Origin of the sequence: Comamonas sp. MYb69 (genome assembly GCF_037479315.1) — a bacterium.
GTDB lineage: Bacteria > Pseudomonadota > Gammaproteobacteria > Burkholderiales > Burkholderiaceae_C > Comamonas.
The window spans coordinates 1-26,361 of sequence record NZ_JBBGZG010000021.1; the positions used below are offsets into that span (position 1 = coordinate 1).

Below are 26,361 nucleotides of genomic sequence, written 5' to 3' on the forward strand. Positions count from 1 at the left end.
GCCCCACCCTCGCCAGCAGCCGCCGCCCAGGCTGCCGACCCGCTGGCCGAGCTGATTGCCAAGAGTGGCAACCGCCCGGTGGCACCCCCCGTTGCACCGGTCGCGCCGCCGCCCACCGTCGTGGCTGCAGCACCTCCTCCGCCCCCGCCGCCGCCTCCTCCTCCACCGCCCGCACGCGGCCGCCCGGCATCGCGCACCGACCGCCTCATCATCGTCGCGCTCGACCCCGGCCATGGCGGTGAAGACCCTGGCGCCACCGGCCCCAGCGGTATCCGCGAAAAAGACATCGTGCTCAAGATCGGCCACATGCTGCGCGAGCGCATCAACAACAGCAGCGTGGGCGGCAACCCGATGCGCGCGTTCATGACACGCGATGCCGACTTCTTTGTGCCGCTCAACACCCGGGTCGAAAAGGCCCGCCGTGTGCAGGCCGATCTGTTCATCAGCATCCATGCCGATGCGTTCACCAAGCCATCGGCCAATGGCGCCAGCGTGTTTGCGCTGAGCGAGCGCGGCGCGACCAGCTCGGCCGCGCGCTGGCTGGCCAACAAGGAGAACCAGGCCGACATGGTGGGCGGCCTGAACGTGGCCGGCGTCGGCAGCAGCGACGCCCATGTGCAGCGCGCACTTTTGGACATGAGCACCACCGCCCAGATCAATGACAGCCTCAAGCTCGGCACCCATGTGCTGGGCCAGTTGGGCCAGTTCGCCCGCCTGCACAAGCCCCGCGTGGAGCAGGCCGGTTTTGCCGTGTTGAAGGCGCCCGACATCCCCAGCGTGCTGGTCGAGACCGCCTTCATCAGCAACCCCGAAGAAGAAGCCAAGCTGCGCACCACCGCCTACCAAAACCAGCTCGCTGACGCCATCATGCGCGGCATCCAGGCCTATTTTGCGAAGAACCCGCCGCTGGCGCGCAACCGCACGGTATAAGCGTCAATCCAGCTTTGCAGCCACAAAAAAGGGACCGCCTCGGCGGTCCCTTGCTCATCGTGCAGTCGCTGCTCAGACGGTGCCAGCGGCCTTCTCGTTCCTGCCGGCGCGCCAGGCACCAAAGATGGCCAGCAGACCGGGCACGAGGATCAGGCCCCAGATGATCTTCTCCAAGTTGGCCTTGACCCAGGGCAGGTTGCCAAAGAAGTAACCCGCCGCGCAAATGCCAAACACCCAGATGGCCGCGCCAATCAGGTTGTAGGCAATGAACTTGGCACGGTTCATGTTGGCCACGCCCGCCACAAAGGGCGCAAAGGTGCGCACAAACGGCATGAAGCGCGCCAGGATGATGGTGATGCCGCCATAGCGCTCGTAGAACGCATGGGCCTTGTCAAAGGCCTTGCGGTTGAACCAGCGCGAGTTCTCCCACTTGAACACCTTGGGCCCCAAATGGTGGCCGATCTGGTAATTGCACTGGTCGCCGAGGAAGGCCGCCGCAAACAGCAAGCCGGTAGCCAGCGGAAAACTCATCAGCCCCGCACCGCACATGGCGCCGACGATAAACAGCAGCGAATCGCCGGGCAAGAAGGGCATCACCACGACGCCGGTCTCGACAAAGACGATCAGAAACAGCAGCGCATAGACCCACATGCCATAGGTCGTTACAAAAGCTTCCAGGTACTTGTCGACATGCAAGATGAAGTCGATCAGATGCATGCCCGCATCGATGAACCAGCTGAAGAATTCCAAAACACAACCTCTCTACACAAAAACCGCAGCAGCCCTGAGGCCCTGCGGCAAACCATCTTGATCACCACTTAGGCAGGCTAGAGAACTGCAGCCCCAGGGCCCAAAGTGGCGATTGCACACTTTACCCCGAATGCCAGGCGGCTTTGCCTAAAATCCCTGCATGACCGCAGATACCGCACCCGCCTCCCTTGACCCGGCAGACGCCCCCAACGATGCTTTGACGCCTGCAGCCCACAGTGGCAGCAGCGCTGCGCCCACGCGCCGTCCCATCCAGGATCTGCCCGATGAGCTGGTCAGCCAGATCGCGGCCGGCGAGGTGGTCGAGCGCCCCGCCTCCGTCGTGCGTGAGCTGGTCGACAATGCGCTCGATGCAGGGGCCACCAGCATCACCGTGCGCCTGCTCGCCGGTGGTGTGCGGCTGATCACCGTCGAAGACGACGGCTGCGGCATTCCGCGCGAAGAGCTGCCCATTGCGCTGCGCCGCCACGCGACCAGCAAGATCCGCAACCTGCATGACCTCGAATCGGTGGCCACCATGGGGTTCCGGGGCGAGGCGCTGGCAGCCATTGCCTCGGTCTCGGAGATGAGCGTGCTCTCGCGCCCCGCCCAGCAAGAGAGCGCCTACCTGCTCGATGCCCGCAGTGGCGAGCTGCGCCCCGCCGCCCGCAACCCCGGCACGACGATGGAGGTCAAGGAGCTGTTCTTCAGCACGCCTGCGCGGCGCAAGTTTTTGAAGACCGACGCCACCGAGCTGGCCCATTGCGTCGAGGCCGTGCGCCGCCATGCGCTCACCCGCCCCGGCGTGGGCTTTGCGATCTGGCATGAGGGCAAGCTGGTCGAGCAATGGCGCGCCACCCTGCCGCCCCGCAGCGATGCAGACCTGCCCGACGACGCCGCCTGGCAGCAGCTGGAGCAGCGCGCGATGGACAAGCGCCTGGCCGATGTGCTGGGCCCCGATTTTCTCGAGCAATCGATTGTCGTGAACTACCAGGCCGGCCATGTGCAGGTACGCGGCCGCGCGGGTCTGCCCGATGCCGCGCGCTCGCGTGCCGACCAGCAGTTCTGCTATGTCAACGGCCGCTTTGTGCGCGACAAGGTGCTCACCCATGCGGCCCGCGCCGCCTATGAAGATGTGCTGCACGGCCACCGCCAGCCCGTCTATGCGCTCTATATCAGCCTCGATCCGATGCGGGTCGATGTGAACGTGCACCCGACCAAGATCGAGGTACGCTTTCGCGATAGCCGCGAGGTGCACCAGGCGGTGCTGCATGGCGTGGAGAACGCACTGGCCGCCCCGCGCGCCCAGCAGCTGCTGGACGCTGCGGCCGCAGTGCCCACACCGGCAACGGCCGGCCAGCCGACCGCCTTGCCAGGCCAAGCCTATGCGCCAGCCCCCCAGGCGCAGACTGCGATGCGCTTTGAGGCCCCGCCCCGCGTCAACGGCCTGCAGGCGCTGCAGCAAACGGCTGCGCTCTGGGGCCAAGGTGGGGGCGCTGCAACGCCAGATGCAACGCTGGCAGGCATGTCCAGCAACACAGCCACCAGCATCGATGCCACGCCCTGGCAGGTGCAGGAAGCCAGCCCGCGCTGGAGCCCGCAACCCGCTGCCGGTGCGATGGCCGCCGGCGCGCCGCTGGTGCCCACCCTGCCCCCGGAATCTGCCGACAACCCCTGGCCGCTGGGCCGGGCCGTGGCGCAGATCCATGGGGTCTATATCCTCGCGGAAAACGCCCAGGGCCTGGTCATTGTCGATATGCATGCCGCCCATGAGCGCATCGTCTACGAGCGCCTCAAAAGCCAGCTCGATGACGGCGATGCCAGCAGCGCCATTGCCAGCCAGCCACTGCTGATTCCTGCGACCTTCTCGGCCACACCCGAAGAAGTGGCCACCGCCGAAGACCACAGCGAGACCCTGGCCCAGCTGGGGCTGGAGGTCGTGCCCTTCTCGCCCAAGACCCTGGCCGTGCGTGCCACGCCCACCACCTTGGCCCAGGGCAACCCCGTGGAGCTGGCGCGCAGCGTGCTGGCCGAGCTGGCGCAGCACGATGCCAGCACCGTCGTGCAGCGCGCCCGCAACGAGATCCTGGGGACGATGGCCTGCCACGGCGCCGTGCGCGCCAACCGGCAACTCACCATCGACGAGATGAACGCACTGCTGCGCGATATGGAGCACACCGAGCGCTCCGACCAGTGCAACCATGGCCGGCCCACTTGGCGCCAGCTGAGCATGAAGGAGCTGGACGCACTGTTCTTGCGCGGCCGCTAAACCGCGCCCCAGCGCCCAGACCGAAAAAAAGGAAGCCGAGGCTTCCTTTTTCCATGTATGCAGCCGTGTGCAGTGCTGGATCAGTGCGCAGCCGATGCCGCCTCCGATCCGCCGCCGCCCTGGCCCTTCTTGGGGCCCTTGGCCAGCCAGACCAGCGGGATCAGCAGCAGGAACAGCATCGACGAGGCCCAGAAAATATCATTGGCCGCCAGCATAAAGGCCTGCTGGTTGACCAGCTGGTCGACCCGGGCGAGCGCCTGCTGCAGCGTAAGCCCGCTGGCCTGCAGGCCTTGCACCACTTGCGCGGTGGGGCCATCGCCCAGGCTGATGTGCTCGACCAGTTGCGCGTGGTGCAAGGTGGCGCGGCGCTCCCAAAGGGTAGTGGCGACCGAGGTACCGACGGCACCGGCAGTGATCCGCACAAAGTTCGACAGGCCCGATGCGCTGGGCATTTTCTCGGGCGGGATATCGCTCAAGGTGATGGTCATCAGCGGAATGAAAAAGCCTGCCATGGCCGCGCCCTGCACGATGGTCGGGATCATGATGGTCGTCAGGTCCACCTGGGTGTTGAAGCGCGAACGCATCCACATCACCAGACCGAACACGATGAACGAGGCCGTCGCATAGCGCCGGGGATCGACCTTGTGGATGGTCTTGCCCACCACCGGCGAGAGCACCAGCGCCAGCAAGCCCACCGGCGCCAACACCAGGCCCGCATCGGTGGCGGTGTAGCCCATGAACTGCTGCAGCCACAAAGGCAGCAGCACCACATTGCCAAAGAACAGGCCATAGCCCACCGAGATGGCCAGGGTGCCGGCCCAGAAATTGCGGTTCTTGAACAGGCGCAGGTCCACCACCGGGTGCTTGTCGCCCAGCTCCCAGATCAGGAAGTACAAGAGGCCAACGACCGCAATCACCGCACAGGCGACCACCATCGGCGACTGGAACCAGTCGTGCTCCTTGCCGATATCCAGCATGATCTGCATCGCCGAGACCCAGACCACCAGCAGCCCCAGGCCAATCGCATCGATCGGCAAGGCCTTGCGCACCGAATCCCGGTTGCGGAAGATCGCCCAGGTAGCGCCCACGGACAGCATGCCGACCGGCACATTGATGTAGAAGATCCAGGGCCAGGACATGTTGTCGGTGATCCAGCCGCCCAGCAAGGGGCCCATCACCGGCGCGATCAGGGTCGTCATCGACCAGAAGGCCATCGCCGTGCCCGCCATCGCGCGCGGGTAACTGGCCAGGAGCAGCGACTGAGACAGCGGAATCATCGGCCCGGCGACAAAGCCCTGCAAGATACGGAACGCGATCAGGGTCGTCATGTTCGGGGCCAGGCCGCAAAGCCAGGACGAGATCACGAACAAGGTCACGCTGAGCATGAACAAGCGCACCTGGCCAAAGCGCATAGACAGCCAGCCGGTCAGCGGCACCGAGATCGCATTGGCCACGGCAAAGCTGGTGATCACCCAGGTGCCCTGGTTGGCGCTGACGCCCAGGTCACCGGCAATGGCCGGCAGCGACACGTTCGCGATCGAGGTGTCCAGCACATTCATGAACACCGCAGCCGACAGCGCCAGGGTGCCAATGAGGCGCGCCGAGCCTTCGAGCGGCGGGTGGGGTAGCGAGGGATTGGAAGTTGCCATAACGCATCCTTGGGGCCGCCCAGCGGGCAGCCCTGGTCAAAAGAAGGGGCGCTTACAGCTTCTTGCCGGCATTGCTGGCGATCACTTGCGCAATCACCGCATCGGCGCCTTCGTCCTGCACGTCATAGACATTGGTCTGCACCAGCGGCTCCTTGCGCGGCACATCGGCCAGCAGCTTGCCATCCTGGTTCTGGATGTCCACATCCACCAGCATCGACAGGCCCACGCGCAGCGGGTGCTCCTGCACCTGCTTGGGATCGAGCGCAATGCGCACCGGCACGCGCTGCACCACCTTGATCCAGTTGCCCGTCGCGTTTTGCGCGGGCAGCAGCGAGAAGGCAGCGCCCGTGCCCACGCCCAGGCCTTCAACCGTGCCGCTGTACTCGACCTTCTTGCCGTAAAGGTCGGCCGTCATCTTGACGGGCTGGCCCAGGCGCAGGTTGCGCAGCTGGTTTTCCTTGAAGTTGGCCTCGACCCAGAGCTGGTTCATCGGCACCACGGTCATCAGCGGCGTGCCGGGGGCCACGCGCTGGCCCACCTGCACCGAGCGCTTGCCCACCACGCCCGAGACGGGCGAGACCAGCTCGTTGCGCTGCATCGCCAGATAGGCCTCACGTACCTTGGCCGCAGCGGTCAGCACATTGGGGTGGTCGTTCACGCTGATGCCTTCGGTCAGCGACTGGTTGCTGGCCAGCTGCTCGCGCGCCGTGTTGACGGCGGCCTGCGACGCATTGACGGCCGCCTGGGCGGCATCGACCTGGCTTTGCGCATGGCTCAGCTCTTCCTTCGATACGGCGCCATTGCCCGTCAGTGCCTGGCGGCGCTTGAGGTCGCTTTGCGCGCGCACCAGGTCGTTCTTGGCCTTGGCCACTTCGGCCTGGCGCTGCGCGATCTGCGCGGTGTAGGAGCCATTGTTCACATACAGGGTGCGCACCTGGCGCACCGCCTGGGCCAGGTTGGCCTTGGCCTGCTCGAAGGCCACCTTGGCATCGGCCGGATCCAGGCGCACCAGGGCCTGGCCTTCCTTCACATAGTCGGTGTCATCGGCCAGGATGGACTGCACGGTGCCGGCGGTCTGCGGCGCGATCTGCACCAGGTTGCCCTGCACATAGGCGTTGTCGGTCTCTTCAAAATGGCTGTTGACCATCCAGTCATAGATGCCATAGGCGGCGCCCAGCACGATGACGAGGCCCGTCAGGCGCAGCAGCCATTTTTTGCGCGGCTGGGCTGCCGGTGCCTCAGGGGCAGCGGGCGCGGCGGAGGGAGAAGCGGAAGTGTTGTTGTTCGACATGGTATTGCGTAGCGAGTTATGTGACGAGAGGCTGGGCCTTCAAGGTCTTGCTTATGTGTGTTGCACGCGAGGTGGGCAGGTCAGCTCTTGGCGCTGTCCATCGGGGCGTTGGTCTGGGTGGGTGTGGTGCTGTCCGGGTTGGCGTTGCTGTCACTGCTGTGGATCTGCTCCTGGTAGCCACCACCCAAAGCCTGGGCCAGTGCGGCATTGCTCGACAGAATGCGGGCCTCGACATCCACCATCTGCTGGCGCTGGGTCAGCACATTGGTCTCGGCCGACAGCACATTCAAATAGGTGCCCAGGCCAGCGGCATAGCGCTGGTTGGCAATATCGAGCGCGCTTTGCGCGGCATCGGCGGCGCGGCGCTGCTCGGGCAGCTGGGCATGGGCCGAGCGGGCACTGGCGACCTGGTCGGCCACATCGTGCACCGCCGTGATCACCGCCTGGTTGTAGGCCTGCACGGCCAGCTCATAGTCGGCCGATTTGCCGCTCAGATTGGCCCGCAGCCGGCCCGAGTCGAAGATCGGCAGGCTCAGCGCCGGGCCCACGCCCCATTCGCGCGCGCTGCTCTTGGCAAAGTTGTTAAAGCCAATGCTCGACAAACCCAGGAAGGCCGTCAGGTCGATATCGGGGTAGAACTCGGCCTTGGCCTGGCGAATGCCTTGCTCGGCAGCTTCCACGCGCCAGCGCGCGGCCACGATATCGGCCCGGCGCCCCAGCAGGTTGGACGACAGCTGCGACGGAAAACGCGGCAGGCTCAGTTGGGCGATCGGCGAAGCCACCAGTTCCTGGGCGCGTGCGGGCTGGCCCATCAACGCGGCCAGCGCGTTTTGTGCCAGCTGCTTTTGCTCACGCACTTGCAGCAGCTGCACCTTGGCCTGGGGCACGCCGCTCTCGCTTTGGCGCACTTCCAGGGTGGTGTCCAGGCCCGCGTCATAGCGGTCACGCACCAATTGCAGGGTGTGGGCGCGCTGGTCAATGGCGCGCACGGCCACCTCTTCCTGCGCCTGCAGGCGGGACAGCTGCACATAGGCCAGCACCATATTGCTGGTCAGCAGCACGCGGGCCGCGTCCATGTCGGCCTGGGCCGCACGGGCCGAGCCCACAGCGGCATCGAGCGCTGCGCGGTGCTTGCCAAACAGGTCCAGCGACCAGCTGCCGTTGATGCGCGCCTCGGCCGTGCTGTAGTTGTTGCCGGCCAGGGGCGGCGGAATCATGCCATTGGCCGGCGCATGGTTGCGAGAGGCATTGGCCTGGCCATTGAGCTGCGGGCCCAGGGCCGATTCACTGACCTGCGCCAGCGACCAGGCCTTGCGGATGCGCGCCTGCGCCGATTGCAGGTTGGGGCTGTCAGCCAGCGCGGTGTCGATCAGCGCATTGAGCTGCGCATCGCCCAGCGCCTTCCACCACTGCGCATCGACCGGGGCCACGGTCGCGGCCTGGTCCGCCGCGGAAGGCTCGGTGAGCAAGCCGACAGACTGCGGTGAGCGCAGCTGGGCATGGGTATCGATGCCGCGCATATCGGCGCATCCGGCGATGAACGTGGTGGCCGCCAGCGCAATGGCTGACAGGGCCAGCCGGCGGTCGGCGCCCACAAATGAAAAACTGCTGGTCATAGTGCCCTCTCCTTGCCGGGCTGGTGTGCTGTGTTGTCGGAGTTATCGGAGTTGTCGGAGTTGTCGGTGGCGTCACCGGCGCAGCCATCGGGGGGCAGGCACATGTCCACCGACAAGGTGTTGGGCATGGCCTCATAGATGCGGCGCAGGTAACCGTGGAACTGGGTCAATTCATCGGGGGACAAAGGGCTGAGCGCGGCGCTGTTGACGCCCTTGACGATGTCGGGCACCTGCATCGCAGCGGCCAGGCCCTCGTCGGTCAACCGCAGGCTGACCACGCGGCGGTCGTCAGTGGAGCGTTCGCGCTCGATGATGCCCTTGTCCACCAGGCGGTCGACCAGGCGCGTCATCGCGCCCGGGGTCTGCAGGGTGCGGCGTGCCAGGTCGGCCGAGGTATGGGCCTTGCCGCTGGCCAGGTGCAGCACCGGAATCCACTGGGCCTGCGTCAGGCCCAGCGGCTCCATGCGGCGGTCCACCTCGGCACGCACCACGGTGGAGATGATGCGCATCAGCCAGCAGGGGAAATCCACCGGCCGGATGGCTTCAATCTCGGGAAAGCCGCCCGCCAGCGCTTCTTGCTCCTCGCCAGCAGACGCGGGATTTTCCTGGTGCGAATCGGTCATGCCGCAGGCCCTTTCTGAAATGGTTTACAAGGCAATGATTATCCAATCATTCATTGCCTAGGCAATTGTTGAAAAGGCAAAGACCACAATCGGCACACAGATTTTTGGCACTGCAGTAGCCGGGGTGACAACCAGCCATCACCCCCGCACAGCCCCATTTCAGGGCATGGCAGCCGGCCCGCAAAGCCGCGTGCGCCCTCAGAAAAGCACTAAAGCAGTGCAATCCACGGACTTATCAGGGTCATCGCATGTGGGTTTTATGCATTAACGCATGCACATTCGGCATAATGTCGGTTTTCGGCGCGATGGCGCACCATCGCTGTGCACTCCTCGGCCCTCGCACAAAATCAGTGCAAGCCGGCTTTAGACCTTGAAAGTTTGTCCATGCAACACCAATCCCTGGCCCAGTTTCTCGCTTACGTCGAACAGCGCAACCCCGGCCAGCCCGAGTTCTTGCAGGCCGTGACCGAAGTCATGGAAAGCCTGTGGCCCTTCATCGAGAAAAACCCCCGCTACGCCCAACACAGCCTGCTCGAACGCCTGGTGGAGCCCGAGCGCGTGGTGAGCTTTCGCGTCAGCTGGGTGGACGACAAGGGTGTGGTGCAGGTCAACCGTGGCTACCGCATCCAGCACAGCATGGCCATCGGCCCCTACAAGGGCGGCCTGCGCTTCCACCCCTCGGTCAACCTGTCGGTGCTCAAGTTCCTGGCGTTTGAGCAGACCTTCAAGAACGCGCTGACCACGCTGCCCATGGGCGGCGGCAAGGGCGGCTCGGACTTCGACCCCAAGGGCAAGAGCGATGCCGAAGTGATGCGCTTTTGCCAGGCCTTCATCAGCGAACTGTTCCGCCATGTGGGCTCGGATACCGACGTGCCCGCCGGCGATATCGGCGTGGGCGGCCGTGAAGTGGCCTTCATGGCCGGCATGTACAAAAAGCTGGCCAACCGCGCCGACTGTGTGTTCACCGGCAAGGGCCTGGCCTTTGGCGGCTCGCTGATCCGCCCCGAAGCCACCGGCTTTGGCACCGTCTACTTTGCGCAGGAAATGCTCAAGACCCGTGGCAAGAGCTTCGAAGGCCTGACGGTCTCGGTCTCGGGCTCGGGCAATGTGGCGCAGTTCGCCATCGACAAGGCCATGGCACTGGGCGCCAAGGTGGTGTCGGCCTCCGACTCCTCGGGCACCATCTACGACGCGGCCGGTTTTGACGGTGACAAGCTGGTCAAGCTGATGGACATCAAGAACAAGCAGTACGGCCGCGTGAGCGACTACGCCAAGCAAGTGCCGGGCGTGGAGTACTACGAAGGCAAGACCCCGTGGTTCATCAAGGCCGACGTGGCCCTGCCCTGCGCCACCCAGAACGAGCTGGAACTGGCCGATGCCCAGACCCTGATCAGGAACGGCGTGCTCTGCGTGGCCGAAGGCGCCAACATGCCCTGCACCATCGAAGCGGCCAAGGCCTTTGAGAAGGCCGGCGTGCTCTACGCGCCGGGCAAGGCATCGAACGCCGGCGGCGTCGCCACCTCCGGCCTGGAGATGAGCCAGAACGCGCTGCGCCTGAGCTGGCCTGCTGCCGAAGTCGACCAGCGCCTCTTTGAAATCATGGAAGGCATCCACTCGGCTTGCGTCAAGTACGGCCAGCGCGAAGACGGCTCGATGAGCTACATCGACGGCGCCAATATCGCCGGCTTTGTGAAGGTGGCCGACGCCATGCTGGCCCAAGGCGTGTTGTAAAAACGCCCGGGCGTAGCGCCCGGTCAGCACCCACTGCACAATGCCCCCAGCGTTCAGCGCGCTGGGGGCTTTTTGCTGCGCGCCAGAACATTACAACGACAACCACTACGACAAGGTATGAGGGGCGGGCCATGGAGCAAGCGGACTTTATCCATCTGGTGCGCGAGAGCGAGATCGAAAGCGCCAAAGACAGCGCCGCCTACCGGCGCAGCGTCATCCGGTTTGCGCTGCTGGGCTACCTCTGGGTGGTGGGCTGCCTGGTCCTGAGTCTGGCCATCCTCGCATTTGTCGTGACCCAGGCTGTGCGCGGCCAGTTTCGCGGCGGCTATGTGCTGGCGCTGGTGTTTGCGCTGGGCCTGCTGTGGACCAGTTTCAAGGCGCTGTGGACGGGCCCGGCCGACGAGCCCGAGGGCATTGCGATTACCGAGGCCGACGCTCCGGATCTGTTCAAGGCGCTCGATCGCATCCGCCGCAAGGTCAAGGGCCCGGCCATCGATGCCGTCTACCTGCAAGATGATTGCAACGCCGCCATCTGGCAGCGGCCCCGCTTTGGCATGCTGGGCGGCTCGGTCAACTACCTGATGATTGGCCTGCCGCTGCTGATGGCGCTCGACAAGGCCAGGGTGATGGCGGTGCTGGCCCATGAATACGGCCATCTGCGCGAGAACCACAACCGCCTCAGCGCCTGGGTGTACCGCTCGCGCCGCGCCTGGCTCAAGCTCTACTACAGCATGCGCGAAGATGACGGACCGATGGCCGCAGCCACCCGCTCGTTCCTGAACTGGTACTTTCCGCGCTTTGCTGCCAAGACCTTTGCGATGGCCCGGCAGGACGAGTACGAGGCCGACCGCATCGCTGCGAAGCTGCTGGGGGCCGACGTGGCGGCTGCCACACTGACCGAGCTGGAGGTCAAGGCCGCCTGGCTGAGCGATGCCTTCTGGGGCCAGCACTGGCGCAGCGCAGCCCAGCACCCGCTGCCCCAGGGGCCGTTCAGTGCCATGCAAGACATGCTGCGCCTCAAGCCCGAGCCGGCATTTGCGCAACAGGCCCTGCGCCAGGCGCTCGCGCGGATCAGCGATGTGGACGACACCCACCCGGCCTTGCGCGACCGGGTGAAGGCCATCAGTGGCGAGCGCCCAGGCCTGCCCAGCTGGTCCACCAAAGGTGCCGTCAGCCTGCTGGGCCCCAAGGCTGCGGAATGGATGCAGCAATTCGACGCCCGCTGGTGCAAGGACAATGCCAGCACCTGGAAGCAGCACCATGCACGCATGGCGCGCTGGCAGCTGCACGCCCAGCAGCTGCGTGCCAATGCGGCCCACTCCAGCAATGCAGAGCTGATCGAGCGCGCGCGCATTGAGCGCATGCTGGACCGCCAGGCCCCCGTGCGCCAGCTCTACGAGCAGGTGCTGGCCCGTGATGCGCAGCATCCCGGCGCGCTGGCCGGACTGGCCGCCTGCCTGCCCACCAGCGATACCGCCTTGCAGCAAAAATGCCTGGAGGCGCTGTGGCAGACCGCGCCCAGCTACCGTCCCTATGCCACGCGGGCAATGGTGGGCATGCTAGAAGCCCAGGCCAAGCAAAGCAGCTACGACGCTGGCGCAATGCGCCTGTGGCGTGACCGCGCCCGCGAGGCCGAGCTGCAGCAGCAAAGCTTTTTCGACAGCGTGCAGCAGGCCCCTGTGTTCCAGGGCACGCGCGTGAACGATTTGAGCGCGTTCGAGCTGGCCGATCTGCGCGGCGAGCTGGCGCTGTTCAAGCCCATCAGCCAGGCCTGGCTGCTCAGCAAACCAGAATCAAGCATGCCCGAGCTGCGCATCCATCTGCTGCTGGTGCAGGCACCTCGGCTGAATGAAGAACAACGCAGCGAGCTGCGCCGCGCGCTGTATGCCGATATCGACCTGCCCGGCATGCTGCTCGTGGTCTGCGTGGGCCCGGACGAGCCTGCCAGCGAAGAAAAGGCACGGCGCCATGCGCGCCAGCCCATTTACCTCGCCACCCTGTAGAACGAGCGTCAACCCTGCATCGAAAACTCCCGCCCAGCCTGTTGGCTTCGCTTTGGCCATACACTGGCGGGCAGTCATCACTCCTGTATTGATAGCTGTCTGCGCCAGCCCCCATGCCTGCATGGGGCCCTGCGTGACCAGCTCACCGCTTCTTTACCGTGCCATCCGCCGCAAGCTCTCCCCTCTGCCTGGGCCTGGCCGGCCCCACCGCCTCCGGCAAGACCGGCGCTGCCATTGCGCTGGCGCAGCAACTGGGCGCGGCGCGGCCCGTCGAGATCATCAGTGTGGACTCGGCCCTCATCTACCGGGGCATGGACATTGGCTCGGCCAAACCCAGCGTGCAGGAGCAGGCCGGTATTGTCCACCACCTGCTCGATATCCGCGACCCGCTGGACGCCTACAGCGCGGCCGAGTTTGTGCGCGATGCGCTGGCGCTGGTCGCGCAAATCCATGCGCGGGGCGCCATCAGCTTGCTGGTGGGCGGCACCATGCTGTATTTCAAGGCGCTGATGGATGGCATCGATGACATGCCTGCGGCCGACCCGGCGGTGCGCGCCCAGCTCGATGCCGAGGCCGCCCTCCATGGCTGGCCCCATATGCATGGGCTGCTGGCCCAGGTTGACCCGGTGACCGCGCAGCGTCTGGCGCCGGGCGACAGCCAGCGGGTGCAGCGCGCACTGGAGGTCTGGCGCATCAGCGGCCAGCCGCTGTCGCACTTCCATGCGCAGCAAAAGCGGCCGTCGCCACTGCTGCAGCTGGCGCCCAGTTTTCAGCTTTTCAGCCTGGAGCCCAGCGACCGCGCCTGGCTGCATGCGCGCATTGCGCTGCGCTACGACCAGATGCTGGCCCAGGGATTCTTGGCCGAGGTGCTGCAGCTGCGCGCGCGCGGCGATCTGCAGCTGAACCTGCCATCGATGCGCTGCGTGGGCTACCGCCAGATGTGGGAGATGCTCGACCGCTGCGCCCAGCAAGGCATTGCCGTGCAGACCGAAAGCGACGTGCCGCCCGCATTGTGGGCCGAGATGCGCGAGCAAGGCATTGCCGCCACGCGCCAGCTGGCCAAGCGCCAGATCACCTGGCTGCGCAGCATGCCCGCCCGCCAGGCGATTGCCTGCGATGCGCCGGGTGCGCTGGACCAATGGCTGCGCGCTGCCAGCGCCCGGCTCGCTGCTGCTGGCACCTAAACGCTGGTCCCCACCATGCCCACCCAACCGCAAGAGACCCGGCCGCCTGCGGGCAGCCGCATCGCCGAGCGCCTGGCCGGCGCGCATTTTCAGGATGCCTGGTGCATCCACACCGCGCAGACCGGCGAGCCGGCGCTGGCCTATTTTCTGGCCGCCGTCGCGCGCACGCCGCGCTGGATTGAGTGGTGCATGCAGGCCCGCAACCGGGTGGGCCAACTGGTGGGGCTCAAGGACCTGGGCACCCTCTCCCAGATCGACCCGCAGCGCCCTGCCAGCGCCTACCAGCCGGGCGAGCGCGTGGGCGTTTTTACGGTGCTGGAGAACAGCGCAGCGGAGGCACTGATTGGCGACAGCGACAAGCATTTGAACGTGGTGCTCAGCGTCCACCGCGCGCCTGTCGCCGGCCGCCAGGACCAGGTCGCCATCACCATCACAACGGTGGTGCATGTCCGCAACCTGCTCGGCCATTTGTACATGCTGCCGGTGGCGCCCATGCACCGGCGCATTGCACCTGCGGTGCTGGCCGCCTTGGGCCAGGCACAACCTGCCGCAGCCTAAGCGTTCGCAGCGGCGCGCGCAGGATCCGCACGCATCCAGTCGTGCGTGGCCCACCAAAACAGCAGCGCGGCGCCACTGACCACCGCACCCAGTGCGCATACACCCAGCCAACCCGCATAGGCATAGACGCTGGTGGCGCTGATGGCACCCAGCCCGCTGCCTACTGCATAGAACAGCATGTAGACGGCGACCACGCGGCTGTGCGCATCGCTGCTGCGCGCAAAAATGAGACCCTGGTTGCTGACATGCAAGGCCTGGCCACCCAGGTCCAAGAGCACAATGCCCAACACCAAGGCTGCGATCGCCCAGCGCGGATCGGGCAGCCCGCCCAAACCGGCCAAGGGCAGCCAGGCCAGCAGCAGCGCCAGCAAGGCCCACAGCGATGCGCGCTGCGCCTGGCCCCTGTCCACCCAGCGGCCCGCCACCGTGGCCGCCAAGGCACCAGCAGCGCCCACGAGGCCAAACAGGCCAATGGCGCTGTGCGAAAAACCAAAGGGCGGCGCGCGCAGCGGCAGCACCAGGCTGCTCCAGAAAATACTGAACGCGGCAAACATCAATAGCGCCAGCACGCCACGCACCTGCAGGACCCGGTCGCGCCGCAGCAGGCGGCCCATCGATACCACCAGTTGGCGATAGCCCAGGCTGGATGGCCGATGCGCCAGCACCGGCAGCCAGCACCACAGCGGCAGCGCCATCGCCAGCATCAACGCCGCCGAGGCCATATAGACGCTGCGCCAGCCCCAGGCATCGCCCACGGCCCCGGCCAGTACCCGCGCCAGCAGCAGGCCGATAAAGACCCCGCTTTGCGCGCCACCCACCACCCGGCCCTGGGCATCGGGCGGCGCCGCACTGGCGGCATAGGCGATCAGGCCCTGGGTCATCGCCGTGCCCAGCAAGCCCACCGCCAGCATCGCCGCCATCAACCAGGGCGCAGACGGCGCCCAGGCTACGGCCAGCAGCGCCAGCACCAGGGCCAGCAATTGCCAGGCCATCAAAGGCCGCCGGTTGACCCGGTCGCCCAAGGGCACCAGCAGCAGCAACGCAAGCGCTGATCCCAGTTGCGTGGCGGTGATCACGCCGCCGACGGCGGCCAGCGGTATGCCCAGGTCCAGCGCCACCGCATCGAGCAGCGGCTGGGCGTAGTAGACATTGGCCACGCTGGCGCCAGCGGCCACGGCAAACAGCCAGACCAAACCCACCGGCACAGCAGGATGCTGGACCTGCCGGCCCGGGGTATCGACACAGGAAGAGGAAGTCATCGAGTCATCACCAATCTAGTTTTAATTTAAAACCAGATGAATTCTAGGCATTCCAGTTTTAAAATGCAACTCGATTGGAAAACTTGGAGAACACCGCATGACCCAGCACCAGCCCTGCCCCGTTGCACGCGCCTTGGATGCCATTGGCGACCGCTGGTCGCTGCTGATCGTGCGGGATGCCTTTGATGGCGTGCAGCGCTTTGGCGATTTGCAGCGCAATCTGGGCATGGCACGCAATATCCTGAGCGACCGGCTGCGCAAGCTGGTGGATGCGGGTGTGCTGCAGACGCAGCCCGCATCGGACGGCAGTGCCTATCAAGAATATGCGCTGACGGCCAAGGGCCTGGGCCTGTTCCCGGTGGTGGTGGCGCTGCGCCAATGGGGCGAGGACCAGCTGTTTGCACCGGGCGAGGCGCATTCAAGCCTGGTGGAAAAAGCCAGCGGCCAGCCGGTGGCGCGCATGCAGCCGCAGACCGCCGATGGCCAGGTGCTGGCGCCCAGTGCCGCCATGGTGCGCAAGCTGGGCTAGCCGCTTATTGGCAAGACAGGCCTGGGCCTTACTTGCCGACCAGGTCGCTCAGCTTCTGGGCTTCGAACTCGGCTTCGCGCTGCGCATCGCAAGGCACGCAATCGCCCAGCTTGCTTTGCACCGACAGCTTCTCGATCGCAGCCCAGAGCATGGTGATCTGCTGCTCATGGCCGGCCGCGCTGTCGATGATGCCGCGCATGGCCTTGGACAGCGGGTCGTCTTCCTGCGTCACGCCGTAGGCGGCAAACTTCTGCTCGGGCTGGGCCTCGGTCACATCGGCACTGGCGCCTTGGCGCGAGGCAATGATGCGGGCGGGGATGCCCACCGCCGTGGCACCGGCTGGCACCGGCTTGATGACCACGGCATTGCTACCGATCTTGGCACCATCGCCCACCTCAAAGCCGCCCAACACCTTGGCACCCGCAGCCACCACCACGTTCTTGCCCAAGGTGGGATGGCGCTTGGCGCCCTTGTAGAGCGTGGTGCCGCCCAGGGTGACGCCGTGGTAGATGGTGCAGCCGTCACCGACGACCGCCGTCTCGCCGATCACGACACCCATGCCATGGTCGATAAAGACATTGCGGCCAATCTGCGCGCCGGGGTGGATCTCGATGCCGGTCAGCCAGCGGGCCATGTGCGAGATGAAACGGCCCGTCCATTTGAATCCATGGCTCCAGCACCAGTGCGCGGGACGCTGCATCCAGATCGCATGCAGACCGGGATAACAGGTGATGACCTCCCAACGGCTGCGGGCGGCAGGATCGCGGTCGAGGATGCACTGAATATCGGAGCGCAGGCGGTCAAGCATGGAAACAATGGTTATATAAGTATTCGAGGGCCCGCCAGTCTAGCGTTTTGTGGCCTCGGCCGTGCGCAGCATGGCCTTGGCAACACCTCTGAGGATATGGATTTCCTCCTGGGTCAGTTGCGCGCGGTTGAACATCTGGTTGAGCCGGGGCATCAGCTTCTTGGGCGCATCCAGGTCCAGAAAACCGATCTCGGCCAGCGCCTGCTGCCAGTGCGCCAGCATGCCCGCCACCTGCTGCGCATCGGCCCGCTCGCCCCGCGCCGCCACATCGCTCACGCCATAGCCGCCCAGCGCCTGGCGCCAGTCATAGGCCACCACCTGCACGGCCGAGGCCAGGTTGAGCGAGCCAAAATCCGGATTGGTCGGAATCGACAGCGCCACATGGCAGCGGTACACATCCTCATTGGCCATGCCATAGCGCTCGCAGCCAAACAAAAAGGCCACGCCGCTCTCGCCGCTGGGGTTGGCGGCTGCGGCGTCGCTGGCTGCGGGGCTGCTGTCTTCATGCAGCCGATCTGGCCCAGCCTGGGCGGCCAGCGCGCCTTGCAGCAGCAGCGCAAAATGCTCACGCGGCGTGCGCGCGGGGGGGCCAAAGTCACGCGGGGTCATCGCCGTGGCGCAGAGGTGGCTCATGCCATCGAGCGCTTCCTCCACGGTGGCCACAATGCGGCAGTTGGCCAGCACATCCAGTGCGCCGCTGGCGCGTTGGATGGTTTCTTCCTTGCGCAGCACATTGCTCCAGCGCGGGCGCACCAGCACCAGGTCATCGAAACCCATGGTCTTGATGGCGCGGGCGGCGGCGCCCACATTGCCGGCGTGGCTGGTTTCGATCAGAACAAAACGGGTTTTCATAGACAGGTCGAGCAAAAATGGACATGCACCAGCGAAAAAAATCGACCGCAGGTACAATCTAGCCCCTATTGTCGCTGCCGCATCGCCGGCCGCGATCTACAAGCCGCTCTTGCCCCAGCGTTTCGCAGCGTTTTTGCTGCCCCACTTACGCCCACACAATTTATGTCGTCCTCCTCCCTGCACCCCATGCTCAACATGGCCATCAAGGCCGCTCGCGCTGCTGGCGCCATCATCAACCGTGCCGCGCTTGACGTGGAATCGGTGCGGGTATCGACCAAACAGGTGAACGACTTTGTGACCGAAGTGGACCAGGCCTCCGAGCAAGCGATCATCGAGACCTTGCTGACTGCCTACCCGGACCACGGCATCCTCGCTGAAGAATCGGGCAACGAATACGGCAACCCCCGCTCCAACCACATCTGGATCATCGATCCGCTGGACGGCACCACCAACTTCATCCACGGCTTCCCCGTCTACTGCGTCAGCATCGCGCTGGCCGTGAACGGCCGCATCGAGCAAGCCGTGGTGTACGACCCCACCCGCAACGACCTGTTCACCGCCACCCGTGGCCGTGGCGCCTTCCTCAATGAGCGCCGCATCCGCGTGTCCAAGCGCACCCAGCTGCGCGACACCCTGATCACCACCGGCTTCCCCTTCCGTCCGGGCGACAACTTCAAGCAGTACATGGCCATGCTGGGCGATGTGATGCAGCGCACCAGCGGCGTGCGCCGCCCCGGCGCAGCGGCACTGGACCTGGCCTATGTGGCCGCCGGTTTCAGCGATGGTTTCTTTGAAACGGGCCTGAGCATCTGGGATGTGGCAGCGGGCTCGCTGCTGGTGACCGAGGCCGGTGGCCTGGTCGGCAACTTCACCGGTGAAGCCGACTTTCTGGAGCAACGCGAAGTACTGGCCGGCACGCCCCGCATCTACGGCCAGCTGGTGCCCATCCTCGCCAAATACAGCAAGTTTGCCAGCGCGGGCGACAAGGCTGCCGTGCGCCAGGCGCTGAACGACGACGGCGCCGAGCCCGCTGCAGACACCCCGGCCGAGCCCGACGCCGAGCAAGCCGAGTAAATCTCCGCGCTCTCCTACGACAAAGCCCACAGGCCATGCCTGTGGGCTTTGTCTTTGGCCGATCAGAAAACCGACGGTCTATCAGTTGCCAAACACGATCTGCGCAACCACGCCAGAGGCAATGGCCACCAGCAGGTAGTCACCGCCATTCTGGATCCAGTGGTAGCCGCGCGGGGGTGAACTCAGGCGGTGGCCGCGCCAGTCATTGACCACATAGCCATGCGCCCGGTACTGGGGCGGCACACGCGAGCCCTTGACCCAGCGGTGGTCCGGTCCCGCGCCCCGGTGGTTGCGCGCATCGGGCCGGTGCGCATCATGGCGGCGATCGGGCTGCGCACGGCCCCGGTCATCATGGCGCTGCACATCCTGCGGCGGGCGCGGTTGCGCTTGCACGCCGACGGCGCCAGCCCCCATCGTAGCCACCAGTGCAGCGGCGGCGATACGGCGCATCCATGTTGTCGTTGCGTTTGTCATTGAGGACCTCCTATCCTTGTAGAGCACAAGGCAGAACCGCCTTGCTTGCAGCCCATGATGGCGCAAGCCGCCGTGCAAAGCGGTAGGAAACAGCCAGCTTTACCGAGATTTTCAAGGCGCTGCGATGGGCTTTACATTCGCATCGGGGTGTTAAATCTCTTCAAAAATAGCGGCGCTTGCCGCTGCGGTGCCCGCCCGCGCCGAAAACCCCTTGCAGGGCGGATCTACCAGATATTTCCTTGCGCTGCATGCGAGTGGCCGCCAACTTGATGGGCCAATTGCGTTAATATGCACACCCCGCCCAGGCCGATGGCCCCCCAGCCAGCCTTGTATGATGCGCATAGCGGCCAGACGCACACAGGCGCAGCCACCCTGCCCCCTGGTGCCCCGCCGGTTATGCCCGCCTTTATGGGCCCGGTGCCAACCCCATCACCCATGCCATGCCAAGTTGGATGCATACCAACCCATACCAATAGATGAGTTCAAACCCAATGGAAAATCCAACGCTGACAAAAGCCGATTTTTCATCGCATACCCCAATGATGCAGCAGTACCATGCTGCCAAAGTTGAGCACCCCAACACCTTGCTGTTCTACCGCATGGGGGATTTTTACGAGCTGTTCTATGGCGATGCCGAGAAGGCCGCGCAGCTGCTCAATATCACCTTGACCCAACGCGGCCAGTCGGCCGGCCAGCCGATTCCGATGGCGGGCGTGCCCTTCCATGCGCTGGAGAACTACCTGGGGCGCTTGCTCAAGCTCGGCGAATCGGTGGCGATTTGCGAGCAGGTGGGCGAAGTGGGGGCCAGCAAGGGCCCCGTCGAGCGCAAGGTGGTGCGCGTGGTCACGCCCGGCACGGTGACCGACAGCGAGCTGATGAGCGACAAGGCCGAGGCCATGCTGCTGGTGGTGCACCAGGCCCAGCGCGCCCGCTGCGGCCTGGCCTGGCTCAGCGTCACCCAGGGCAAGATTTTTCTGGCCGAGTGCACGCATGAAGAGCTGCCCGCCTGGATTGCGCGCATTGCGCCCAGCGAAGTGGCCTACAGCGCCGGTGCCTCGCAGCGCTTTGAACAATCGCTCTACCAGCTGCGCAGCAGCGGTGTGCTGACCTGCCCGCTGGCGCTGCGCCCCGACTGGCAGTTTGATGAAAAGCTGGGCGAGCGCAAGCTGCTGGAACAACTGGGCGCAGCCAGCCTGCAGGCCTGGAATGCACAGACCCTGTATGCCGCCCACGCAGCGGCTGGCGCGCTGCTCACCTATGCCGAGCACACCCAGGGCCGCAACCTGCCCCATGTGCAGACCATCCATGTGGTGCGCGATGACGCACTGATCGACCTGCCTGCGACCACACGCCGCAATCTGGAGCTGGTCAAGACCTTGCGCGGCGAGGACGGCCCGACCTTGTTCTCGCTGATCGACACCTGCCAGACGGGCATGGGCAGCCGCTTGCTCAAGAGCTGGTTGCTCGAACCCAGCCGTGACCGCAGCGACGCGCGTGCGCGCCTGGGCGCCATCGCCGTGCTGCGCGGCGACAGCGATACGCTCTCGGCCGCGCCGTGGCAGATTCTGCGCACCGAGCTCAAGGGCGTCTCCGATGTGGAGCGCATCACCGCCCGCATTGCGCTGCGCCAGGTGCGCCCGCGCGAGCTCGTCGCGCTGGGTTTGACCTTGCAAAAAGCGCAGCAGCTGGCGCGCAATGCCGCTGCGCCCGCGCCACTGCTGGGCGAGATTTTTGAAGCGCTGCAGCCGCCCTTGGAGGCGATGGAGCTGCTGATCCGCTCCATCGACCCCGAGCCTGCCGCGCTGGTGCGCGATGGCGGCGTGATTGCGAACGGTTTTGATACCGAGCTCGACGAGCTGCGCGCGATCCAGACCAACTGCGACGCCTTTTTGCTGGACCTGGAGACGCGCGAAAAAGCGCGCACCGGCATCAGCAACCTGCGCGTGCAGTTCAACAAGGTGCATGGCTTCTATATCGAGGTCACCAGCAGCCACAAGGACAAGGTGCCCGACGACTACCGCCGCCGCCAGACCTTGAAGAACGCCGAGCGCTTTATCACGCCCGAGCTCAAGACCTTCGAGGACAAGGCGCTGTCGGCCCAGGAGCGCGCGCTGCAGCGCGAGAAATGGCTGTACGAGCAGGTGCTCGACCAGCTGCAGCCGCATGTCAGCGCCCTCACCCGCGTGGGCCAGGCGATTGCCTCGCTCGATGCGCTGTGCGCGCTCGCCGAGCGCTCATTGACCCTGAACTGGTGCGCGCCGCAGTTTGTGCCCGAGCCCTGCATCGACATCGATGCCGGCCGCCACCCGGTCGTGGAAGCGCGCCTGGCCGAGACCTCCAATGCGTCCTTCATCGCCAACAACACGCGGCTGTCGAGCCTGCAGCGCCTGCAGATCATCACCGGACCCAATATGGGCGGTAAATCGACCTATATGCGCCAGGTGGCACTGATTGCGCTGCTGGCCAGCATGGGCAGCTATGTGCCGGCCACGCGCTGCCTGCTCGGGCCCATCGACGCGATCCACACCCGCATCGGCGCGGCCGATGACCTGGCCAACGCCCAGTCCACCTTCATGCTGGAGATGACCGAGGCCGCGCAGATCCTGCACAGCGCCACGCCCAACAGCCTGGTGCTGATGGACGAGATCGGCCGGGGCACCAGCACCTTTGACGGCCTGGCACTGGCCAGCGGCATTGCCACCCAGCTGCATGACAAGACCAAGGCCCTGGCCTTGTTCGCCACCCATTACTTTGAGCTGACCGAGCTGCCGGCCAAGGCCAAGCATGCGATCAACATGCATGTGGCCGCGACCGAAGCGGGCAGCGACATTGTGTTTTTGCATGAACTGCAACCGGGCCCGGCCAGCCGCAGCTATGGCGTGCAGGTGGCCAAGCTCGCCGGCATGCCCGCGCCCGTGCTCAGCCATGCCCGCCATGCACTGGCTGCGCTGGAAGCGCGCCAGCAGGCGGGCGACTCCCAGGTGGACCTGTTTGCCCAGCCGGCCTCGGCCGAGACCCCCACTCCCAGCGCCGTCGAGGCGCAATTGCGCGAGCTGCAACCCGATACGTTGACACCGCGCGACGCCCTCGATCTACTGTATTCACTCAAGCGACTCGCTGACAAGTCATGACCTATTGTGTAGCCATCAAGCTGAACGCCGGCCTGGTGTTCCTCTCCGACTCCCGCACCAATGCGGGCCTCGACCATATCAGCACCTTCCGCAAGATGATGGTGTATGAGAAGCGCGGCGAGCGCTTCATGGTGCTGCTGTCTGCCGGCAATCTGTCGATCTCGCAATCGGTGCGCGAGATTTTGCAGACCCAGCAGCTCGAAGACGAGAACGGCGGCCCGCCCATCACCATCTGGAACGCCAAGAGCATGTTCGATGCCACCCGCGTGCTGGGAGCTGCCGTGCGCCATATCCAGGAGCGCGATGGCAAGGCGCTCGAGCGCGCGGGTGTAGATTTCAACTGCAGCCTGGTGTTTGGCGGCCAGATCGCTGGCGAGAGCCCGCGCCTCTTTCAGGTCTACTCGGCCGGCAACTTTATCGAGGCCACGGCCGAGACGCCCTACTTCCAGATTGGCGAGGCCAAGTATGGCAAGCCTGTGCTCGACCGCGTGCTGACGCCCAAGACCCCCCTCAATGAAGCGGCCAAATGCGCGCTGGTCTCGATGGACAGCACGCTCAAATCCAACCTGTCGGTGGGCCTGCCGCTGGACCTGGTGGTGTACGAAACCGACCAGCTCGCCTGCGACAACATCGCCTGCATCGACGAGTTCAACGAGTACTTCCGCATGGTGCGCAACACCTGGGGCGACAAGCTGCGCCAGGCCTTTGACAGCATCGACGACCCGCACTGGGACAGCGGTGACACGGCCGCATCCATCCAGCCGGACAACAGCGCCATCCGGCCGGTCAAAAAAATCACCAATTCAAATGTGATGCTCTAGAGCGGTAGTTGGTGCGGAGTGCGCCAGCCCTGCGCACAAACTATCAGCCATGCACCAGATTGGGGTTTTGCGCCAGCTGCTGGGCAATCGCGCGGCAGGTGCGCAGCAGCGGCTGGATATAGGCGGCCTGCACATCTTCGCGCTGGCGGAACAGCAAGGTGCTGACGCTGATGGCGGCCACGGGGCTGCCGTCCGGCCCCAGCACCGCAGCGCCAAAGCAGTAAATGCCCTCTTCATTCTCTTGCGCATCGGTGGACCAGCCGCGTTGGCGCACTGCGTCCACCTGCTGCTGCAGCGCCTGCGCATCGCCCACCGTCTGCGCCGTCAGCGGCGTATAGCTCAGCTCGGCCATCAGCGCGCTGGCATCGGCAGGCGGCAGCGCGGCCAGGTAGGCCTTGCCGACGGCGGTGGAGTACAGGTTCACGCTGGTGCCAATGCGCGATGACATCTGCACGGCGCTGTCGCTCTCCAACTTTTCGATATAGACCATGCTGTGGCCCGAGGGCACGGCGAAATGGATGGTCTCCTGCGTGGCATCGCGCAGATCACGCAGCGCCTGGGTCGCTGCCATGCGCAGGCCCGAGCGGCTCCAGCTGCGGCTGGCCAGTTGTACCAGGCGCGGGCCCAGGGTCCAGCAGCGCGTGCTCCCCACTTCCACCAGCATGCGCTCGGCCTGCAGCGCCGCCACAATGCGGTGCACCGTCGGGCGCGGAAAACCCGTTGCCTTGGCCATCTCGGCAATGCCCAGCGGCTCGCTGCCATCTGCCACCAGCTGCAGCACGCGCATGAACTTGGAAAACGCTGCCGTGCCGGCAACACTGCTTTCAGAAGACGAAGTAGCCATGCGCCGTAGCATACCCCAGCGCAGCGGGGTTAGCGGTCGCCAGCTGCATGCACTGCGCGCTCTCCTGCCATTCGACGCATACCAAGGCCAAAGCATTCTTCTTTTCCATAGGAATGCGCCTCGATCCCTTCAACGGTGATGCCTTCCGAATGATCCCTATGGAAAATCCATAGCCAGCATCGCGGCAGACCGCTACCATGGCGCATTCCCCACGACACCGCTTCCCGCCCGCCATGCGCTTTGACCTGCAAGACCTGCGCCTTTTTGTCCATACGCTGGAGTCCGGCACCATCACCCAGGGGGCCGAGCGCTGCCATATCACCTTGGCATCGGCCAGCGAGCGCATTCGCGGCATGGAGACGGTGCTGGGCGCGCCCTTGCTCCACCGCAGCAAGCGCGGGGTGACAGCGACCGAGGCGGGGGCCGTGCTGCTGCCCCATGCGCGCCGCATGCTGCTGCAGATGGAGCAGCTCGCTGGCGACATGCAGGCCTTTGGCCAGGGCCTGGGCACGCGCATCGAGCTGCTGGCCAACACCTCGGCGATCAGCGAGCACCTGATTGCGCCGCTGGGCGCCTTTATGCAGGCCAACCCGCAGCTGCGCCTGGAGCTGCGCGAATGCACCAGCGATGCGATTGCCCGCGCGCTGGTGGCAGGCGAAGCTGATATGGGCGTGCTCTCCAACGCCGTACCTGCAGGCAGCCTGCACACCCAGGTCTGGCGCGATGACCCGCTGGTGCTGCTGGGCACAACGCGCCTTTTGGCCGCCCTGCCCCAGGATGTGCAGCTGCACCACCTCAAGGACATTGCGCTCTTGGGCCTGCTGCCCCAGCATGCGCTGCACCAGCTGATGGCCGCGCAGGCGCTGCAGGCGGGCGTGGCGCTGCGCTACCGCGCACTGGCGCCGCACCTCGAAGCCCTGTGCGACTGGGTCGCGATGGGCCTGGGCGCTGCACTGGTGCCGCGCACCGCTGCCGAATGCGCCACCCTGCGCTGGCCCCAGGCCCGGCTGCGCCTGCGGCCGCTGAGCGCCGACTGGGCCGCGCGCCAGCTGGTGCTGGCCTGCCGCGACCCGGCCCAGCTGCCGCCCCAGGCGCTGCAGCTGTGGACTTTTTTGCAGGAAGCGGCCCACTAGGCATCGCAGCGAGCGCCATGCACCGCCCGCATAGCCGACGGCCTGCCCGGCCTTTGTCCCCGGCGGGTCCATCTTGTGCAACACTTGCGCGCTTATGTTTTCCCGCCTCTCTGTTTACCTGGCGCCAGCGCTGCTGTGCGCCGCCGCCCCTGCCCTGGCTGCAGGCTTTGATGACTGCCCGCAGTTCTTCTCGGGCAAGCCGCCCAGCACCAGTGCCTACGGCCAATTGCGTCCTTTGTGTTTTGAAGAGTTTGCCGTGCTGCATTCGGGCCAGACCAAGACGCCGATCTTTGTGGCCCAGCGCCTCAATGCCCGCATGCTGTACCAGGCCAAGGACTTGAAGCGCAGCGACAAGTTCTACGAAGAAGCCCGCCTGCCCGCGCGCGAACGCGCGCAGCTGTCGGACTACCGGCGCTCGGGCCTCAGCCGTGGCCATATGGCTGCCGCCGGTGACATGAGCACCAAGTTCGGCAAGGCCCAAAGCTATTCGCTGGCCAATATGGTGCCGCAGGACCCGACGCAAAACGGCAAGCCCTGGTCGCAGATCGAGCAGGACACGCGCCGCTATATCCGCCGCGCCAAGGGCGATGTGTTTGTCATCACCGGCCCGGTTTTTGGCAAGCAGCACCGCACCATCGGAGACGGCCAGGTCTGGGTGCCCGATGCCGTGTTCAAGATGGTATATGACCCAGCGACCGGCCAGCGCTGGGTGCATCTGCAGGACAACCAGCCATCGACCAAGGCGGGCAAGCCCATCAGCTACTCGGAGTTTGTGCAGCGCACGGGCATTCGCCTGCTGGACTGAGCACAGTCCCTGGCGCAGAAAAATGGCCCA

General features: G+C 65.5%; 22 protein-coding genes. 12 read left to right on the forward strand and 10 right to left on the reverse strand.

Annotated elements, in window-relative coordinates; genetic code table 11:
* Positions 1–930 (forward strand): N-acetylmuramoyl-L-alanine amidase (locus tag WH303_RS22280; RefSeq protein WP_339521146.1); only part of this gene is annotated, 930 nt, incomplete at its 5' end.
* A gap of 72 nt (positions 931–1,002) precedes the next feature.
* On the opposite strand, the gene WH303_RS22285 is transcribed toward WH303_RS22280, so the two are convergent.
* On the reverse strand, positions 1,003–1,647 hold the full coding sequence (locus tag WH303_RS22285; RefSeq protein ID WP_043340888.1) for a VTT domain-containing protein: 645 nt from the start codon (positions 1,645–1,647) through the stop codon (positions 1,003–1,005).
* Positions 1,648–1,840: 193 nt separating this feature from the next.
* On the opposite strand from WH303_RS22285, the gene mutL reads away from it, so the two are divergent.
* Positions 1,841–3,946, forward strand: a complete 2,106-nt coding sequence (gene mutL, locus WH303_RS22290; RefSeq protein ID WP_339521147.1) for a DNA mismatch repair endonuclease MutL — start codon at positions 1,841–1,843, stop codon at positions 3,944–3,946.
* An 80-nt stretch (positions 3,947–4,026) separates the two neighbouring features.
* Here the strand turns inward: mutL and WH303_RS22295 are convergent, their stop codons facing one another.
* The 4 genes from WH303_RS22295 to WH303_RS22310 form a co-directional block, all read right to left on the reverse strand.
* Positions 4,027–5,595 (reverse strand): DHA2 family efflux MFS transporter permease subunit, encoded by a 1,569-nt coding sequence (locus WH303_RS22295; RefSeq protein ID WP_021027661.1) that lies wholly within the window; start codon positions 5,593–5,595, stop codon positions 4,027–4,029.
* A 52-nt stretch (positions 5,596–5,647) separates the two neighbouring features.
* Positions 5,648–6,886, reverse strand: coding sequence for an HlyD family secretion protein (locus WH303_RS22300; RefSeq protein ID WP_312989783.1), 1,239 nt, complete (start codon positions 6,884–6,886; stop codon positions 5,648–5,650).
* An 80-nt stretch (positions 6,887–6,966) separates the two neighbouring features.
* Entirely contained in the window at positions 6,967–8,502 is a 1,536-nt protein-coding gene (locus WH303_RS22305; protein ID WP_339521148.1) for an efflux transporter outer membrane subunit, read from the reverse strand.
* A complete protein-coding gene (locus WH303_RS22310; protein WP_339521149.1) occupies positions 8,499–9,125 on the reverse strand; it encodes a MarR family winged helix-turn-helix transcriptional regulator in 627 nt (208 codons plus the stop codon). Before WH303_RS22310 ends, WH303_RS22305 begins: the two co-directional genes overlap by 4 nt.
* Before the next feature lie 384 nt (positions 9,126–9,509).
* Here WH303_RS22310 and gdhA point away from each other — a divergent pair, with 384 nt between their 5' ends.
* From gdhA to WH303_RS22330, 4 genes are all read left to right on the forward strand, one after another.
* The gene (gene gdhA, locus WH303_RS22315) at positions 9,510–10,856 is read left to right on the forward strand and encodes an NADP-specific glutamate dehydrogenase (RefSeq protein WP_339521150.1); all 1,347 of its coding nucleotides are present in this window, start codon (positions 9,510–9,512) and stop codon (positions 10,854–10,856) included.
* A gap of 131 nt (positions 10,857–10,987) precedes the next feature.
* Positions 10,988–12,859, forward strand: a complete 1,872-nt coding sequence (locus WH303_RS22320) for a M48 family metallopeptidase (protein ID WP_339521151.1) — start codon at positions 10,988–10,990, stop codon at positions 12,857–12,859.
* A 158-nt stretch (positions 12,860–13,017) separates the two neighbouring features.
* Positions 13,018–14,043: a tRNA (adenosine(37)-N6)-dimethylallyltransferase MiaA gene (gene miaA / locus WH303_RS22325; protein ID WP_339521152.1), complete on the forward strand. Its 1,026-nt coding sequence runs from the start codon at positions 13,018–13,020 to the stop codon at positions 14,041–14,043.
* 15 nt (positions 14,044–14,058) lie between these two features.
* Positions 14,059–14,601: a DUF2867 domain-containing protein gene (locus WH303_RS22330; protein ID WP_339521153.1), complete on the forward strand. Its 543-nt coding sequence runs from the start codon at positions 14,059–14,061 to the stop codon at positions 14,599–14,601.
* Here WH303_RS22330 and WH303_RS22335 read toward each other — a convergent pair.
* Positions 14,598–15,860: an MFS transporter gene (locus tag WH303_RS22335; RefSeq protein WP_339521154.1), complete on the reverse strand. Its 1,263-nt coding sequence runs from the start codon at positions 15,858–15,860 to the stop codon at positions 14,598–14,600. The two genes, WH303_RS22330 and WH303_RS22335, sit on opposite strands and share 4 nt — an antisense overlap.
* Before the next feature lie 97 nt (positions 15,861–15,957).
* On the opposite strand from WH303_RS22335, the gene WH303_RS22340 reads away from it, so the two are divergent.
* Positions 15,958–16,389, forward strand: a complete 432-nt coding sequence (locus WH303_RS22340) for a winged helix-turn-helix transcriptional regulator (RefSeq protein ID WP_021027670.1) — start codon at positions 15,958–15,960, stop codon at positions 16,387–16,389.
* A gap of 28 nt (positions 16,390–16,417) precedes the next feature.
* Here WH303_RS22340 and cysE read toward each other — a convergent pair whose 3' ends face one another.
* Positions 16,418–17,197: a serine O-acetyltransferase gene (gene cysE / locus WH303_RS22345; RefSeq protein WP_339521155.1), complete on the reverse strand. Its 780-nt coding sequence runs from the start codon at positions 17,195–17,197 to the stop codon at positions 16,418–16,420.
* Between the two features lie 39 nt (positions 17,198–17,236).
* On the reverse strand, positions 17,237–18,049 hold the full coding sequence (locus tag WH303_RS22350; RefSeq protein WP_339521156.1) for an RNA methyltransferase: 813 nt from the start codon (positions 18,047–18,049) through the stop codon (positions 17,237–17,239).
* Between the two features lie 162 nt (positions 18,050–18,211).
* Here WH303_RS22350 and WH303_RS22355 point away from each other — a divergent pair, with 162 nt between their 5' ends.
* On the forward strand, positions 18,212–19,123 hold the full coding sequence (locus tag WH303_RS22355) for an inositol monophosphatase family protein (protein ID WP_312989773.1): 912 nt from the start codon (positions 18,212–18,214) through the stop codon (positions 19,121–19,123).
* A gap of 81 nt (positions 19,124–19,204) precedes the next feature.
* Here WH303_RS22355 and WH303_RS22360 read toward each other — a convergent pair whose 3' ends face one another.
* A complete protein-coding gene (locus tag WH303_RS22360) occupies positions 19,205–19,597 on the reverse strand; it encodes an RcnB family protein (protein WP_339521157.1) in 393 nt (130 codons plus the stop codon).
* Between the two features lie 539 nt (positions 19,598–20,136).
* Between WH303_RS22360 and mutS the strand changes: the two genes are divergently transcribed.
* Positions 20,137–22,728 carry a DNA mismatch repair protein MutS gene (gene mutS / locus WH303_RS22365; RefSeq protein WP_339521158.1) on the forward strand — a complete coding sequence of 864 codons (2,592 nt, stop codon included), beginning with the start codon at positions 20,137–20,139 and terminating at the stop codon, positions 22,726–22,728.
* Positions 22,725–23,549 carry a proteasome-type protease gene (locus tag WH303_RS22370; RefSeq protein ID WP_021027676.1) on the forward strand — a complete coding sequence of 275 codons (825 nt, stop codon included), beginning with the start codon at positions 22,725–22,727 and terminating at the stop codon, positions 23,547–23,549. Before mutS ends, WH303_RS22370 begins: the two co-directional genes overlap by 4 nt.
* Before the next feature lie 43 nt (positions 23,550–23,592).
* Here WH303_RS22370 and WH303_RS22375 read toward each other — a convergent pair whose 3' ends face one another.
* The gene (locus tag WH303_RS22375; protein WP_339521159.1) at positions 23,593–24,393 is read right to left on the reverse strand and encodes an IclR family transcriptional regulator; all 801 of its coding nucleotides are present in this window, start codon (positions 24,391–24,393) and stop codon (positions 23,593–23,595) included.
* Between the two features lie 197 nt (positions 24,394–24,590).
* On the opposite strand from WH303_RS22375, the gene WH303_RS22380 reads away from it, so the two are divergent.
* Positions 24,591–25,526 (forward strand): LysR family transcriptional regulator, encoded by a 936-nt coding sequence (locus WH303_RS22380; RefSeq protein WP_339521160.1) that lies wholly within the window; start codon positions 24,591–24,593, stop codon positions 25,524–25,526.
* A 94-nt stretch (positions 25,527–25,620) separates the two neighbouring features.
* On the forward strand, positions 25,621–26,331 hold the full coding sequence (locus WH303_RS22385) for a DNA/RNA non-specific endonuclease (protein ID WP_339521161.1): 711 nt from the start codon (positions 25,621–25,623) through the stop codon (positions 26,329–26,331).
* Positions 26,332–26,361: the final 30 nt, after the last annotated feature.

Excerpts from the sequence above, each read along its gene's own strand:
- WH303_RS22310 (WP_339521149.1), bottom strand. The coding sequence starts at position 9,125 with ATGACCGATTCGCACCAGGAAAATCCCGCGTCTGCTGGCGAGGAGCAA.
- WH303_RS22295 (WP_021027661.1), bottom strand. The coding sequence starts at position 5,595 with ATGGCAACTTCCAATCCCTCGCTACCCCACCCGCCGCTCGAAGGCTCG.
- WH303_RS22350 (WP_339521156.1), bottom strand. The coding sequence starts at position 18,049 with ATGAAAACCCGTTTTGTTCTGATCGAAACCAGCCACGCCGGCAATGTG.
- gdhA (WP_339521150.1), top strand. The coding sequence starts at position 9,510 with ATGCAACACCAATCCCTGGCCCAGTTTCTCGCTTACGTCGAACAGCGC.
- mutL (WP_339521147.1), top strand. The coding sequence starts at position 1,841 with ATGACCGCAGATACCGCACCCGCCTCCCTTGACCCGGCAGACGCCCCC.
- WH303_RS22285 (WP_043340888.1), bottom strand. The coding sequence starts at position 1,647 with ATGCATCTGATCGACTTCATCTTGCATGTCGACAAGTACCTGGAAGCT.
- cysE (WP_339521155.1), bottom strand. The coding sequence starts at position 17,197 with ATGCTTGACCGCCTGCGCTCCGATATTCAGTGCATCCTCGACCGCGAT.
- WH303_RS22385 (WP_339521161.1), top strand. The coding sequence starts at position 25,621 with ATGTTTTCCCGCCTCTCTGTTTACCTGGCGCCAGCGCTGCTGTGCGCC.
- WH303_RS22300 (WP_312989783.1), bottom strand. The coding sequence starts at position 6,886 with ATGTCGAACAACAACACTTCCGCTTCTCCCTCCGCCGCGCCCGCTGCC.
- WH303_RS22305 (WP_339521148.1), bottom strand. The coding sequence starts at position 8,502 with ATGACCAGCAGTTTTTCATTTGTGGGCGCCGACCGCCGGCTGGCCCTG.
- WH303_RS22330 (WP_339521153.1), top strand. The coding sequence starts at position 14,059 with ATGCCCACCCAACCGCAAGAGACCCGGCCGCCTGCGGGCAGCCGCATC.
- WH303_RS22380 (WP_339521160.1), top strand. The coding sequence starts at position 24,591 with ATGGCGCATTCCCCACGACACCGCTTCCCGCCCGCCATGCGCTTTGAC.
- mutS (WP_339521158.1), top strand. The coding sequence starts at position 20,137 with ATGATGCAGCAGTACCATGCTGCCAAAGTTGAGCACCCCAACACCTTG.
- WH303_RS22335 (WP_339521154.1), bottom strand. The coding sequence starts at position 15,860 with ATGACTTCCTCTTCCTGTGTCGATACCCCGGGCCGGCAGGTCCAGCAT.
- WH303_RS22375 (WP_339521159.1), bottom strand. The coding sequence starts at position 24,393 with ATGGCTACTTCGTCTTCTGAAAGCAGTGTTGCCGGCACGGCAGCGTTT.
- WH303_RS22355 (WP_312989773.1), top strand. The coding sequence starts at position 18,212 with ATGTCGTCCTCCTCCCTGCACCCCATGCTCAACATGGCCATCAAGGCC.
- WH303_RS22360 (WP_339521157.1), bottom strand. The coding sequence starts at position 19,597 with ATGACAAACGCAACGACAACATGGATGCGCCGTATCGCCGCCGCTGCA.
- WH303_RS22370 (WP_021027676.1), top strand. The coding sequence starts at position 22,725 with ATGACCTATTGTGTAGCCATCAAGCTGAACGCCGGCCTGGTGTTCCTC.
- WH303_RS22320 (WP_339521151.1), top strand. The coding sequence starts at position 10,988 with ATGGAGCAAGCGGACTTTATCCATCTGGTGCGCGAGAGCGAGATCGAA.
- WH303_RS22340 (WP_021027670.1), top strand. The coding sequence starts at position 15,958 with ATGACCCAGCACCAGCCCTGCCCCGTTGCACGCGCCTTGGATGCCATT.